We start from the raw sequence: 13,759 nt of genomic DNA on the forward strand, positions 1-13,759 counted from the left end.
CGGTCTAAGGGACAATAACAACTAAAGGAAACGTTATATGAACAAGGCCGCCATCTTCGCTTTACTGCTCACTCCCGTTGCCGCCCAGGCCGCGGAACCCGCCTGTAACACCATCGATGATCAACTGCAGCGCCTGGCGTGCTATGACCAGGCTGCCGAAGCCATCCTCAATTGTCAGCAGCAACAGGATCGCCTCGATCGGCTGGTGTGTTACGACAAACTCAACGGCACCTCTGCCGCCAGCCTGAGCCCGGCTCCGGTTGTGGCTGCCACCGCCCCGGCCGCCGTTACCAGCTCGCCCCAATCTGCCGAGCAGGAGTTCGGGCTGATCAAGAAGGCCGACGAAAACGAGCCGGAACAGATTCAAGGCACCATCACCAAGATGAGCAAAGACGCCTACGGCAAGTTCACCATCACTCTGGACAATGGTCAGAGCTGGAAACAAACCGAATCTCGCAACTTCCGCCTCAGCAAGCAGGGCACCATCACCATCAGCAAAGCCGCGCTGGGATCGTTCCTGTTGACCCAGGAAGGCCGCAATGGCAGCGTGCGGGTCAAGCGTGTCCAGTAACAGCGCACCACTGGCCTGGATCGACATCGCCGTCAACCTGAGCTCCAGTCAGTTTCGCCATGATCTGGAGGAGGTCATCGTCCGCGCCGCCGACGCCGGGGTCCGTGACCTCATCGCCGTCGCCAGCGACCTGGAGGAATCCAGGCAGTTGCAGAGCCTGATTCAGGCTCACCCCGGCATCCGCACGACTGCCGGGGTTCACCCTCACTACGCCAGCCGCTTCGACGCCGACAGCCCGCAGCAGCTGCGGCAGCTGTGCGGCCATCCGGCGGTGGTTGCCGTCGGCGAGTGTGGCCTGGATTACAACCGCGATTTCTCTCCCAGGGCGGATCAGCGGCGGGCCTTTTCCGCCCAGCTGAAGCTGGCCTGCGACCTGGCCAAGCCGGTGCTGATGCACTGCCGCGACGCCGGTGACGACTTTCAGGCCATGGTCCACGAGCATCGTCCCAACCTGAGCGGTGGGGTGCTGCATTGCTTTACCGGCACCGAACAGGAACTCAATCAGGCGCTGGACCTGGATCTGTTCATCGGCGTTACCGGCTGGGTGTGCGACGAGCGGCGGGGCCAGGAACTGGCACGACTGGTGCCGATGATTCCCGCCGAGCGGCTGTTGCTGGAGACCGATGCCCCCTACCTGTTGCCCCGGGATCTGAGACCCAAACCCAAAAGCCGCCGCAACGAACCGCGATGGTTGCCACACATTGCCAATAAAGTGGCTGAGCTGCGCAACGAATCGCTGGAATCGTTGTCGTACCAGTGCCAATTGAACGCCAAACGCCTGTTTCAAGTGTGATTAAGCTCCTATCCAGAGTGGTAGAGTTTGCTAATATTGTCACCACGAGATCGGCCCAGCCCCGTCGTCCTCCTGTTTGACGGGTAAATTTGGCCATCACCCCCCATTACCAAGGAGCAGCAAGTGACCGTTGTAACCGGACCTTTTTCTCGTCGCCGCATGCGTCGGATGCGTCGTCATGACTTTTCCCGTCGCCTGATGGCCGAGAGCCAGCTGAGCGTCAATGATTTGATCTACCCAGTGTTTGTGCTGGAGGGCAATGCCCGTAAAGAGCAGGTTGAGTCCATGCCCGGCGTCGAGCGTCTGTCCATTGACCTGTTGATCGAGGAAGCCCGTGAGATTGTTGCTCTGGGCATTCCAGCCATCGCGCTGTTCCCGGTGACCCCGCAGGAGATCAAATCTCTGGGCGCCGAAGAAGCCTATAACCCGGATGGCCTGGCTCAGAAAGCGGTTCGAGCCCTGAAGCGGGAGTTCCCAGAGCTGGGTGTGATCACCGACGTGGCACTGGATCCGTTCACCACTCACGGTCAGGACGGCATCATCGATGACGAAGGTTACATCCTCAACGACATCACCACCGAAGTGCTGGTGAAGCAGGCGCTGTCCCATGCCGAAGCCGGTGCCGACGTGGTGGCCCCGTCCGACATGATGGATGGCCGCGTTGGCGCCATTCGCGATGCCCTGGAAGCCGCCGGTCACGTCAACACCCAGATCATGGCCTACTCCGCCAAGTACTCCTCCAGCTACTACGGCCCATTCCGCGATGCGGTCGGCTCCGCCGGTAACCTGAAGGGGGGCAACAAGCACACCTATCAGATGGATCCCGCCAACTCCGATGAGGCCCTGCAGGAAGTGGCCATGGACATCGAAGAGGGTGCCGATATGGTGATGGTGAAGCCGGGCATGCCTTACCTGGACATCGTACGCCGGGTTAAGACCGAGCTGAAGGTCCCCACCTTTGCTTACCAGGTCAGCGGCGAGTACGCCATGCACATGGCTGCCATTCAAAACGGCTGGCTCGACGAGCGTAAGATCATTCTGGAATCCCTGCTATGCTTCAAGCGGGCCGGTGCCGATGGCGTACTGACCTACTTTGCCAAGCGCGTGGCTCAGTGGCTGAACGAAAAGTAACCCCCTGAATCGATTCCATCGAGGCGGCTTCGGCCGCCTTTTTTGTGCTTCTGGGTCGGCTCGCCATCGAGGCAGAAACTGTGACAACGGTCATGATCGGCTTCACAGTTCCGTTACCGCCAGGGCACCTCTTGGCTGAATCTGGGTCAGACTAGCAGGAGACAAACTAAGGTGAGAGAATGATGAAAAAGAGCACGTTGATGGCCATGTTACTGGCCCCGGCCCTGCTGAGCAGCGGCGCCTTTGCCAACTCTGGCTGTGGCTTTGAAGAGGGACAGAAAGGCCCCTTCGCCACCTGCGATCAACCCGATAAACAGGAGGTTATTTTGACCGGTGAACTGGCCATGGCCGACATCATGGACGCCATTCCGGGTTACAGCGATAACTACGCTGACTATGCCCCTCAGCCTCAGTGGCTGGACAAACTGAAAGCAGTCGACACCCCAACCGAGATCGTGGTTATCATAGGCACCTGGTGCCCGGATTGTCACCGTGAAACCCCGCGTTTTGCCAAGATTCTGGAACTGGCCGGCAACGACCACCTGCAGGTGCGTTACATCGGCGTCGATCGCAGCAAGGCGGACCCACAGCACCTGGCCGCCGCCTACGATTTCCAACGGATTCCCACCTTCATCATCCAGCAACAGGGCAAGGAGATCGGTCGCATCATCGAATCGCCGACCACCTCGCTGGAACAGGATCTGGCAGAGATTCTGAAGTAGCGCCCTCAAGGTGCCAACGCCATTAAATTCAATGACTTGGCACCTTAGCCCAACTGTAAATATCTGTTTTAACGCATTCTTTTTTTACACGGTGTCAGCATCGACTCACAGTCGTTCATCTTTGCCATGACATCGACGTAACCTCATGATTTAATCCCTAAGTCGCCGCGGATGACCGAGCCGGTATTCCCGCTTTGTCGCCGCTTATCGACACCATAATAACGACATCACACGATGCATCGCTGACAATGGCAAACCAGCTGCGAAGCTGGGACGCAAAGCCACCGGTCTCTGCTTCACAGAGACAGCGGGGTTTCCAGCGTATCGAGTGGTCCCGGTGGCCACTCGGCGTTCGCCAGCGCCAGCGTTTGAAATAGGTTCAACCATTAGGGATGGTAGACTATGCACTTCAGACGCCACCTGCTGGCCATATCCATGGCCGCAGCATTAACCCAACTCGCCGCCTGCGGCGGTTCCTCCTCATCCACCCCGACGCCCACCCCGGAGCCACCGGCACCGGAGCCGACTCAGAGCTTGTCCGGTACCACCGCCGATGGTTACCTGGTTAACGCTCAGGTGTGCCTGGATCTCAACAGCAACGGCGAATGCGATGCCGATGAGCCCAGCACCCTGACCCAGGCCGGAGGCCAGTACAGTTTCTCGAATCTGGATGCCGCTCTGGATCTGAGCCAGGTGCAGATGCTGGTGAAGGTGATCGCCGGCCAGACCGAGGATGAAGACAACCCAGGTGTGGTACTGCCCCAGAGCTACACCATGACGGCACCGGCCGGTGTGGTGGAGTTTGTCAGCCCCCTGACCACCCTGCTCGCCTCCGAGATGGACAGGGCCGGTGTGGACCAGGAGACCGCAGCGGCAGCCCTGGAGCAGACTCTGGGTATTCTGGGCTCTGATCTGAGCCTGGTGGAAGATTACATTGTCGGCAAACAGCAGCCGGCCAATGGCAACGGCTACAAACGGCTGCACCGGGTAGCCCAGGTCGTCGCCCGTGTCACTGCCAAGACAAAACATGCCGTAGAGCAGAACGGCGGCACCGGCGGTGATGCCGAAGACAACGAAGTGGCCGATGCCATCGCCGAAACCCTGACCGAAAACCTGGAGCAGCTGGTAAACCGGGTGGATGAGGCGGAAGCCAATGGTCAGGAGCCCGATGCCGACACCATCGCCGACGAAGTTGCCAATGAGCTGCCCCTCGCCCCCGAAGACGTTCAGGACAGAGTCGAGCGCAAACGTGAACGCGGCGACCTCGAGGAGGCCAGCCTGCTGACCCTGCTCGAGTCCGAAGGGGGCATGTTTGAACTGGATGGCCACTCCGACGTGTTCTTCGACTCCAGCACCAACCAGTGCATCAAGGAGCGCGAACTGGGCTATCAGCAGATTCAGAAGGTTGAGTCCCTGATCACCTTTAACCGCTTCCGTTACGACGGTCCCGATGTCGGCTTTATCGAGATCACCGAAGAGGAAGATCGCGACATGCTGGTGTGGAAACAGCAAGCCTGGTCCGAGATGAGCGATCAGGTGGAGGTTGTCTCCCAGGAGGAGGATGGCTCGGTCATCATCAGCTCCGATATGGATGGCCGCCAGCAGGTCTGGGCTCAGCAGCTGGATCTCTCCGACCTGAAACTGAAGCGCTACGCCAAGGGTGAGCACGAGTGGAAATCACTGTTCAGTGGCAATCAACTCTTCCCCGAGGGCGCCAGCGGTTACCAGATGACCTTCAAGCAGCTTGAGAGTCGCGCCATGCTGCCCTACCGGGCTGAGTGTGACGCCTCGGTTCAATGGTGCAACCAGGTGGTTCTGCCGACGGGTCCGGTTCAGACCCTGGCCGAACTGATGAATGACGCCAGCACCGAAGCACCCAAGCTGGTCTACATCGGTGGTGACGATGACACCAGCCTGGCCGTCGCCCTGCAGGGCGACATTGAGGAGGACCAGGGTAAGGTACACCTCTATGTGGTCGAACACGATGAGTGCGATGACAACGGCTGTGCTGCTCCCGAGCTGAAAGAAAACGCCGATGCCAGCTGGACCAAGACGCCCATGGGCCTGGTGCTGAACCTGCCCGAGTGGGGCCACTCCTTCACCCATCGCCGCCGCGCCCAGCCTCTTCTGACCGAGTATGAAGGTGCGGTGCGCCATGGCTTCGTTCTCGGAGAGGGACTGACCCGCAGCGATCAGTGGGGCTTCAACGAGGTCGCTATGGATGCCTTCCTGGCCAACCTGGGTACGCCTGAGCTGCGCGAAGTGGAAGATGCCGGGGAGTGTGGCTTCGATCCGGACAACGGTCAGGATCCCGGTGACGGCACCGAGCCCGGCGACGGCGACGACAAGCCCGAGCTGCCACAGTTGATCGCCGATGACGCGGCCACCGCCGCGTTGGCCGGTAAACAGTACCTGGCCGTAGATGCGGAATTCCAGGCTCTGATCCAGCTGAACGAACAGGGTCGGGTCATGGCCTGGGTCGAAGAGCAGGATGACGAGGGCATGGAGCGGGAAACCCTGTATGGAAAATGGCTGATTGATGCCGAACACCGGCTGTTACTGCAATTTGATGCCGATGACTGGGTACTGATGCAGTTGCCTGCGGAAGGGCTGGGCGGCGACGTGATGAAGGTGTTCGAGCAGGACGGCGATAAACAGCTGGAGTACGCTATGCAGTTAGTTCGCCCGTTGAGCCTGGATGGTTTCGCCACTTCACTGACATTCCGACTGACCGACGAGGACGAAAACGGCTGCGCCATGGATCTGCATCTGGATGCGTTCGATACCGGCCTAGAAGGCAGTGGCTGGGTCGATATGAGCCTGTGTAGCGAAACCGGCGACGGCACCGTCCCGGCTAACCAGGAGTTCCTGTGGGCCCAGACTGAAGCCGGACTGAAGGTTGAGATGGTGCCCTCCAGCGATGCCATGGCTCCGGAATCTCACCTGCTGTACTGGTTTGGCTCGCAAACCACAGAGCGGGTGTTGAGCCGCAGCACCACCATGCTGGCCGATGGCACTGCCGAGGAAGGGTCGTTAGACACCTTCCGCTTCGAGCTGCTGCCCTAACCCCCCGGGGGCCGCTCCTTGCGGGCGGCCCCTGCTTAACGCTTCGGCAGCCAGCTCCGCTGGCACAACCGCATAAAAAAGGGCGCCTGAGCGCCCTGTTGAATTACTTGGCCACGTTCCCCGCGACGTTGATGGCATCCCAGGTGCGGGCAAACGGCGGCGCGTACACCAGATCCAACATCCCCAGATCCGCCGTGGTCATCTTGGCATGGATGGCCGCCGCCAGGGTGTCAACTCGCAACACCGCTCCCGGGCCGCCGGCGATCTGGCCGCCCAACAGCTGTTTGCTGACCCGGTCGTACACCAGTTTCACCCGCAACGACTGCTGGTTCGGTACGTAGTTGGTGGTGTTTTTGTCGTTAATCACCACAGTGCTGTAATCCAGCCCTAACTCCCGAGCTTCGCGCTCACTGATGCCGGTGCGGCCCGCTTCCAGCGCCAGCACCTTGACCCCGGCACTGCCCAGGGTTCCCGGAAAGGCACGGGCACCGCCACAGAGGTTCTCGCCGATCAGTCGCCCCAGCTTATTGGCGGTGGTCGCCAGCGGAATGTAGACCGGCTGACGACGCACCCGGTGCCAGACCGTGGCACAATCGCCGGCGGCGTATACCGCCCGCAGGCTGGTGCGGCCCTGCTCATCGATGACGATGGCCCCATTGCTCAACCGCTCAATGCCGGTGTCGGACAAGAACTCGCTGTTGGGGCGCACGCCGGTCGCCACGATCACCATATCGGCACGATATTGGCCGGCATTGGTGTGGACATGTTGTACCCGCCCCTGCTCCCCGGACAACGATTGCACCGCCTCCTTAAGGTGCAGCTGCACCCCTTTGTCCAGCAACTCCTGCTGAATCAACTCGCTGATCTCGACATCGAACGACTCGGTCAGGACTCGATCGCTTAGCTCGATCAACCGCACTCGCTTGCCTTGGTGTACCAACGCCTCGACCACCTCCAGGCCGATGTAGCCGGCACCGATCACCACCACTTCTTCAATGGCGGCAGACTGCAACTGCGGCTTAATGGTGAGGCCATCCTCGAGGGTTTTCAGGAAATGCACCCCCTGCAATGCCAACCCCTCGATGGGCGGTTTTACCACCGAGGCGCCGGTGGCGATCATCAGGCTGTCATAGTCTTGAGTAAACTGCTCACCGGACGCCAGATCGGTGACCCACAATCGCTGCTGGTCGCAATCCAGTCGATCCACCCGATGGCCAGTGCGCAGATCGATGCCGGAATCCCGGAACTGGGCCACACTGCGCTCCGCCATGTAACCGGGCTCATCAAAACTGTCACCAATAAAATACGGCAGGCCACAGGCACCAAAGGAGACCACCTCGGATTGCTCAAACACAATAATCTCGGCATCCCGGTCGGTTCGACGCGCCTTGGCGGCGGCACTCATGCCGGCAGCTTCGCCGCCGATAATCACAATTTTCATAGACTCAATTTCCACGCAAAAGGCCGCCCGATGGCGGCCTTTTCTTTCAAAAGTCGAGGCTCAGGAGGCGGACTCCAGGTCCACATCCAACTCCTGCTCACCGTTATACACCGCCATATCGGTCTGACCCAACACACGGCTGGTAACGAAACCGGCGGTCATGGCGCCATTCACATTCAAAGCGGTGCGGCCCATATCGATCAGTGGCTCAATGGAGATCAGCAAACCGGCCAGGGCCACTGGCATATCCAGCGCGGTCAGCACAATCAACGCAGCGAACGTCGCCCCGCCGCCGACGCCGGCCACCCCAAAGGAGCCGACGACAATGGTGGCGATCATGGTAATGATGAACGACGGCGTCATCGGATCAATGCCGATGGTGGGGGCGATCATCGCCACCAGCATCGCCGGGTAGATGCCCGCGCAGCCATTTTGGCCGATGGTAGCACCAAAGGACGCCGACAGGTTGGCAATGCCGTCCGGTACCCCCAGACGGTGAGTCTGGGTCTGAATGTTCAGCGGCATGGTGCCGGCACTGGTGCGGCTGGTAAAGGCAAAAGACAGTACCGGCAGCACCTTGCGAATGTAGGTCACCGGGTTGCCGCCGAAGAAGCTCACCAGCAGCAGGTGAATCAGGAACATCAGCCCCAGCGCGGTGTAAGACGCCGCCACAAAATTGATCAGGTTGAAAATGTCCGCAAACTTACTGGTGGCCAGTACCTTGGTCATCAAGGCCAGCACCCCATACGGGGTCAGGCGCAGTACCAGGGTAACGATCCGCATCACCACCGCATAGGCCACTTCGATAAAGGCGTCGAACCGCTCTGCCACCAGCGGCTGTTTGCGGTGCAGACCGAGGCCGGCGATGCCGACAAAGGCGGAGAAAATCACCACCGAGATGATGGAGGTGTCACGGGCACCGGTCATGTCGAGGAAGGGGTTGGCCGGGATCAAATTCACCAGCGTAGTGGCGATGGAGATGCCAGAGGCGGCGCCTTCCCGGGACAACAGGTAGGCGGCCCGGTCGGCCTCTCGAGCCCCCTGGGTCAGCCCCTCGGCGGTCAAGCCAAACAGGTTGGCGACGAAGAAGCCGATCAGGCCGGCAATGGCCACGGTGATCAGCAGCACACCTATGGTCAGGCCGCTGATTTTCCCCAGAGACTCGGCATCCTTGAGTTTGAGAATGGCACTGATGATGGAAACCATCACCAGCGGCATGACGATCATCTTCAGCAGCTGCACATAGCCCTGACCGACGATGTTGAAGTAGTCGATGGAGGTTGCCAGGTGTGGCGAGTCCACGCCGTACACCAGTTGCAGAATCAGGCCAAAGGCCACCCCGATTCCGAGACCGGCAAACACCCTGTGGGTAAACTTTACATGCTTCTGCTGCATGCGATACAGCAGCCACAACAGCGCTAACATCGCCAGGACGTTCGCCACCACCAATACACTCATTTACTCTTACCTCACCCCATTGCCTGGGGAGTCATGCCAGTACCAAAATTGTTTACAGTTTGTTATGTTGAATTCTTGCCCAGATTCAGGCGTAAGCCCTGATTCGCGGGTAGTACAGAATACTCGACCGGGAAAGATCGCCCTTAGTACCAAAATGAATTTGTTATAAACAAATCGTAATAATCTTAGGTATCGGCAGCCTGGTAAGCGTCAGATTGCAGCCGATGCAGCAGCCCCTCGCGCAGGGCACCACCGGCCTGGCGCAATTCGGTGATGTTCAGCAGCTCGAAGATACTCAGCAAAATGGCCACCCCAGCGGCAAACGGCGGTCGCCGCTCGCTATCCAGCAAGGCCAGCACCGCCTCGCTGTCCTCACACAAGCGGGCTTTCACCAGCGCCAGCAATTCCGATGTCAGCACCGGTTGCGACCACCCCAACTGTGGAGCCAGCTCAAACAGGGCCCGGACCGTGCCGGACACCCCGAGGCAATGCTGCCACCGCAACGTCGTCATCTGTGGCAGCTGTGGCGCCAGCAACCGGGCCACCGCCTCCGCCACCGCCTCGAAACCGGCCTCGGTCACGGCCTCGGCAAAGTAGCGCTGGGTATAGAGCACGCAGCCAAGCTCGAAGGAGTGCTTGAAATGGATTCTCTGGGCATCGCCGATCACCAGCTCAGTACTGGCACCACCGATGTCGATCACCAGGGCCTCACCCGTCACCGAGGTGCAGGCTCGCATACCCTGATAAATCAGCTCCGCCTCGGCATCGCCGCTGATCACTTCGATGGGATAGCCCAGCAGCGGCTCGGCTCGCGCTCTGAATTGATCGCCATTGGCCGCCACCCGCAGGGCCGCCGTCGCCAGCACCTGAACCCGTTGTGGCTGGGCCTGCCTGAGAATGTCACCAAACCAGGCCAGACAGTCGATACCCCGCTCAAACGCCGCGTCCGACAAGCCGGTTTCGGCATCCAGCCCTTCCGCCAGGCGAACCTTGCGCTTGTGTTTGGCGACCACCTCAGGCACACCGGAGACACTGGGGCGGGCCAGGAGCAGATTAAAACTGTTGGAGCCTAAGGTAACGGCGGCCAAAAGGCCGCCGTTGGAGGGATTACCGCTTGTCATGACGACGAGGGCCACGCTGACCGGAGGAGCGATCCCGCCCGCCGGGGCGTTTACCGCCGGTGTTGGGGCGGCGGTGACGCTGAATCCGCTGCGGACGCTTAACGTCAGTCAGCAACGCATCGGCGTCGTAGTTGGTCACCGCAATGGTGTGACCGATGTAGGCCTCAATGTCGGGCAGGTTCAGGGCATACTCTTCACAGGCGAAGCTGATGGATGAGCCCTCGGCACCGGCACGGCCGGTACGACCGATGCGGTGAACGTAATCTTCACAATCGTCTGGCAGGTCATAGTTAAAGACGTGGGTTACGTCGCTGATGTGAAGGCCCCGGGCCGCCACGTCGGTAGCCACCAGGAAGTCCAGCTCGCCACCCTTAAACTGCTCAAGGATACGAACCCGCTTTTTCTGCGGCACGTCACCGGTCAGCAGACCGACCCGATGACCGTCGCCGGCCATCCAGCCACAGATGTCTTCGCAGCGATGCTTGGTGTTGGCGAAGATGATGGCTTTGTCTGGCCACTCCTCCTCCACCAGCGTCAGCAACAGGCGCATCTTGTCTTCGTTGGAGGGGTAGAACAGCTCCTCCTTGATGCGCTTGCCGGTCTTCTGCTCTGGTTCCACTTCCACGTGAACCGGATCGTTCATGTGTTCGTAGGCCAGTTCTTTAACCTTATGGGACAAGGTGGCAGAGAACAGCATGTTGCGACGATCTTTCGCCGCCGGCATGCGGCGGAACAGGTAGCGGATGTCGCGAATAAAGCCAAGATCGAACATGCGATCCGCTTCATCCAGCACCATGACCTGGATCGAGTTGAGGTTGAACACGCCCTGCTTGAAGTAGTCGATCAAGCGGCCGGTGGTACCAATCAGAACATCCACGCCAGCTTCCAGGGTGGCACGCTGGGCATCGTAGCCTTCGCCACCGTAGGCCAGGCCCATTTTCAGGCCGGCGCTTGCCGCCAGAGGCTCGGCATCGCGATGAATCTGGATGGCCAGTTCACGCGTCGGCGCCATGACAATGGCCCGGGGGCTCTTGCCATCGTGCTGCTCCGGCACAGGGCGGGTGATCAGTTCATGAAAAGTCGCCGCCAGAAATGCCAGGGTCTTACCGGTACCGGTCTGCGCCTGACCAGCAATGTCTTTGCCGTCCAGTACGATAGGTAGGGATAGGGCCTGAATCGGCGTGCAGTGAGTGAACCCTGTCTGCACCAGCGCATCAGCCACTTGAGGGGCCAGCGGCAGGTCGGTGAAGCGGGTGTCAGTTAAGTGTGTTTTGCTCATGGTTGGAAAGCATACCGGATGCGCTTGCATTAGAAAACGTGATCCAGTCAAATATTACCGATTCTATTGAGGAATCATTCAGTCGACACAGAGCAGTTTGCGCTTCGTCACTGTCCGTTGCCCAAACAGGGCACCACAGTCCTGGCCTGTAAACGGATGAAACTCGAACGGACGCCAGCGCAACAGAAGAAACTGACAAGATCTGATACCCAGGCGAAGACAACACTTTTTGTTCGCCTGAGGGTTGAAAGCGTCGCCGATTGGCCCAAGATTGCAGTCATGGGACCCGTCCCGACCAAAAAATAAACGGAGTAAACAATGAGCGAAAAGATTGTACAGCTGAGTGACGACAGCTTCGAAGCCGATGTATTGAAATCCGACACCCCTGTGCTGGTGGACTTCTGGGCGGAATGGTGTGGTCCTTGCAAAATGATCGCCCCGGTTCTGGATGAACTGGCCGAAGAGTACGGCGATCAAGTCGTTATCGGTAAAATGAACGTTGACCAGAACAACGGCACCCCGGCCAAATACGGCATTCGTGGCATCCCGACCCTGCTGCTGTTTAAGAATGGCGAGCTGGCAGGCACCAAGGTAGGCGCAGCCTCTAAGACTCAGTTGAAAGAGTTCATTGACTCCCATCTGTAACGCCTTTCAACCCAGGCTACGGCCTGGGTTGACCTTCCCCATGTCACCAATCAATTAAAAAGCCCGGTCGACACTGGACGCTGTTTTGCTTTAGTGCTAGTTTATTAGCCAACACTTGCCAGCCTGTCACGGCTTCTGCCTTTTGGGCGACCTAAAAAAACCTCAATTAGTTTTGTAACGAACGCGTCGATATTCAACTGGCGCCAAAACCACAAAGACCCACCCATGAATCTATCTGAACTTAAGCAGAAACCCGTCTCCGAGCTAGTCGCTCTGGCTGAGTCCATGGGACTCGACAACATGGCTCGCGCACGGAAGCAAGACATCCTATTCTCCATTCTCAAGGCACACGCAAAAAGTGGCGAAGACATCTTCGGCGGCGGCGTGCTGGAGATTCTGCAAGACGGCTTTGGTTTCTTGCGCAGCGCCGACGCGTCCTTCCTGGCTGGTCCGGATGACATCTACGTGTCTCCTAGCCAGATTCGACGCTTCAACCTGCGCACTGGTGACACCATTGCCGGTAAGATTCGTCCACCGAAAGAGGGCGAGCGTTACTTCGCCCTGCTGAAGGTGAATCAGGTTAACTACGATCGTCCGGAAAACTCCCGCAACAAGATCCTGTTTGAAAACCTGACCCCACTGCACGCCAATGACCGCTTGCGGATGGAGCGTGGTAATGGCTCTACTGAAGACATCACCGCCCGGGTTCTGGATCTGGCCAGCCCCATCGGTAAAGGTCAGCGTGGCCTGATCGTTGCGCCACCCAAGGCCGGTAAAACCCTGCTGCTGCAAAACATTGCTCAGTCCATTGCCTACAATCACCCGGATTGTGAACTGATGGTACTGCTGATCGATGAGCGTCCGGAAGAAGTCACCGAGATGCAGCGCCTGGTGAAAGGTGAAGTGGTCGCGTCCACCTTCGATGAGCCAGCTTCCCGCCACGTACAGGTGGCAGAGATGGTTATCGAGAAGGCCAAACGCCTGGTTGAACACAAGAAAGACGTGGTGATTCTGCTGGATTCCATCACCCGTCTGGCTCGTGCCTACAACACCGTGATCCCCTCCTCCGGTAAAGTACTGACCGGTGGTGTGGACGCCAATGCCCTGCACCGTCCTAAGCGTTTCTTCGGTGCGGCTCGTAACGTCGAAGAGGGCGGCAGCCTGACCATCATCGCCACCGCGCTGATCGATACCGGCTCCAAGATGGACGAAGTGATCTACGAAGAGTTCAAGGGCACCGGTAACATGGAACTGCACCTGTCTCGTAAGATTGCCGAGAAGCGGGTCTTCCCGGCCATCGACTTCAACCGTTCCGGCACCCGTCGCGAGGAGCTGCTGACCAGCTCCGAAGAGCTGCAGAAGATGTGGATTCTGCGTAAGATTCTGCACCCGATGCAGGAGATCGAAGCGATGGAATTCCTCATCGACCGTCTGGCCATGACCAAGACCAACGACGAGTTCTTCACCGCCATGAAACGCTCCAAGGGCTAACGCCGACGGACAACAAAAAAGCCGCTGAATGCGGCTTTTTT

General features: G+C 59.0%; 11 protein-coding genes and 1 riboswitch. Of the genes, 7 read left to right on the plus strand and 4 right to left on the minus strand.

The window, feature by feature from the left end; genetic code table 11:
• The first annotated feature begins 37 nt into the window (after positions 1–37).
• The 5 genes from J8Z22_RS20600 to J8Z22_RS20620 all read left to right on the plus strand — a co-directional run bounded on the left by J8Z22_RS20600 (position 38) and on the right by J8Z22_RS20620 (position 6,283).
• Positions 38–571 carry a hypothetical protein gene (locus tag J8Z22_RS20600; protein WP_252007929.1) on the plus strand — a complete coding sequence of 178 codons (534 nt, stop codon included), beginning with the start codon at positions 38–40 and terminating at the stop codon, positions 569–571.
• Positions 561–1,364, plus strand: coding sequence for a TatD family hydrolase (locus J8Z22_RS20605; RefSeq protein WP_252007931.1), 804 nt, complete (start codon positions 561–563; stop codon positions 1,362–1,364). The genes J8Z22_RS20600 and J8Z22_RS20605 overlap by 11 nt, the downstream gene beginning before the upstream one ends.
• Positions 1,365–1,523: 159 nt before the next feature.
• Positions 1,524–2,495: a porphobilinogen synthase gene (hemB, locus tag J8Z22_RS20610; protein ID WP_371878144.1), complete on the plus strand. Its 972-nt coding sequence runs from the start codon at positions 1,524–1,526 to the stop codon at positions 2,493–2,495.
• A 179-nt stretch (positions 2,496–2,674) separates the two neighbouring features.
• Positions 2,675–3,217, plus strand: a complete 543-nt coding sequence (locus tag J8Z22_RS20615) for a thioredoxin family protein (protein ID WP_245595536.1) — start codon at positions 2,675–2,677, stop codon at positions 3,215–3,217.
• 240 nt (positions 3,218–3,457) lie between these two features.
• A riboswitch (cyclic di-GMP riboswitch) is annotated at positions 3,458–3,538 on the plus strand.
• Positions 3,539–3,619: 81 nt separating this feature from the next.
• Positions 3,620–6,283: a hypothetical protein gene (locus J8Z22_RS20620; RefSeq protein WP_252007932.1), complete on the plus strand. Its 2,664-nt coding sequence runs from the start codon at positions 3,620–3,622 to the stop codon at positions 6,281–6,283.
• Between the two features lie 103 nt (positions 6,284–6,386).
• On the opposite strand, the gene J8Z22_RS20625 is transcribed toward J8Z22_RS20620, so the two are convergent.
• From J8Z22_RS20625 to rhlB, 4 genes are all read right to left on the minus strand, one after another.
• Positions 6,387–7,724 carry a CoA-disulfide reductase gene (locus tag J8Z22_RS20625; protein WP_252007934.1) on the minus strand — a complete coding sequence of 446 codons (1,338 nt, stop codon included), beginning with the start codon at positions 7,722–7,724 and terminating at the stop codon, positions 6,387–6,389.
• A 60-nt stretch (positions 7,725–7,784) separates the two neighbouring features.
• A complete protein-coding gene (locus J8Z22_RS20630) occupies positions 7,785–9,182 on the minus strand; it encodes an L-cystine transporter (protein WP_028111381.1) in 1,398 nt (465 codons plus the stop codon).
• A gap of 185 nt (positions 9,183–9,367) precedes the next feature.
• Positions 9,368–10,303, minus strand: a complete 936-nt coding sequence (locus J8Z22_RS20635) for an exopolyphosphatase (RefSeq protein ID WP_252007936.1) — start codon at positions 10,301–10,303, stop codon at positions 9,368–9,370.
• The gene (rhlB, locus tag J8Z22_RS20640) at positions 10,290–11,582 is read right to left on the minus strand and encodes an ATP-dependent RNA helicase RhlB (RefSeq protein ID WP_028111379.1); all 1,293 of its coding nucleotides are present in this window, start codon (positions 11,580–11,582) and stop codon (positions 10,290–10,292) included. Before rhlB ends, J8Z22_RS20635 begins: the two co-directional genes overlap by 14 nt.
• 318 nt (positions 11,583–11,900) lie before the next feature.
• On the opposite strand from rhlB, the gene trxA reads away from it, so the two are divergent.
• Together trxA and rho are read left to right on the plus strand one after the other, a co-directional pair.
• Positions 11,901–12,227: a thioredoxin TrxA gene (gene trxA / locus J8Z22_RS20645; protein ID WP_028111378.1), complete on the plus strand. Its 327-nt coding sequence runs from the start codon at positions 11,901–11,903 to the stop codon at positions 12,225–12,227.
• A gap of 225 nt (positions 12,228–12,452) precedes the next feature.
• Complete coding sequence (gene rho / locus J8Z22_RS20650) at positions 12,453–13,718, plus strand: transcription termination factor Rho (RefSeq protein ID WP_028111377.1); 1,266 nt, start codon at positions 12,453–12,455, stop codon at positions 13,716–13,718.
• Positions 13,719–13,759 lie beyond the last annotated feature (41 nt).

It is taken from the genome of Ferrimonas sp. SCSIO 43195, assembly GCF_023716685.1.
Classification (GTDB): domain Bacteria; phylum Pseudomonadota; class Gammaproteobacteria; order Enterobacterales; family Shewanellaceae; genus Ferrimonas; species Ferrimonas kyonanensis.

Excerpts from the sequence above, each read along its gene's own strand:
- J8Z22_RS20600 (WP_252007929.1), top strand. The coding sequence starts at position 38 with ATGAACAAGGCCGCCATCTTCGCTTTACTGCTCACTCCCGTTGCCGCC.
- hemB (WP_371878144.1), top strand. The coding sequence starts at position 1,524 with ATGCGTCGGATGCGTCGTCATGACTTTTCCCGTCGCCTGATGGCCGAG.
- J8Z22_RS20615 (WP_245595536.1), top strand. The coding sequence starts at position 2,675 with ATGATGAAAAAGAGCACGTTGATGGCCATGTTACTGGCCCCGGCCCTG.
- J8Z22_RS20620 (WP_252007932.1), top strand. The coding sequence starts at position 3,620 with ATGCACTTCAGACGCCACCTGCTGGCCATATCCATGGCCGCAGCATTA.
- J8Z22_RS20625 (WP_252007934.1), bottom strand. The coding sequence starts at position 7,724 with ATGAAAATTGTGATTATCGGCGGCGAAGCTGCCGGCATGAGTGCCGCC.
- J8Z22_RS20630 (WP_028111381.1), bottom strand. The coding sequence starts at position 9,182 with ATGAGTGTATTGGTGGTGGCGAACGTCCTGGCGATGTTAGCGCTGTTG.
- J8Z22_RS20635 (WP_252007936.1), bottom strand. The coding sequence starts at position 10,303 with ATGACAAGCGGTAATCCCTCCAACGGCGGCCTTTTGGCCGCCGTTACC.
- rhlB (WP_028111379.1), bottom strand. The coding sequence starts at position 11,582 with ATGAGCAAAACACACTTAACTGACACCCGCTTCACCGACCTGCCGCTG.
- trxA (WP_028111378.1), top strand. The coding sequence starts at position 11,901 with ATGAGCGAAAAGATTGTACAGCTGAGTGACGACAGCTTCGAAGCCGAT.
- rho (WP_028111377.1), top strand. The coding sequence starts at position 12,453 with ATGAATCTATCTGAACTTAAGCAGAAACCCGTCTCCGAGCTAGTCGCT.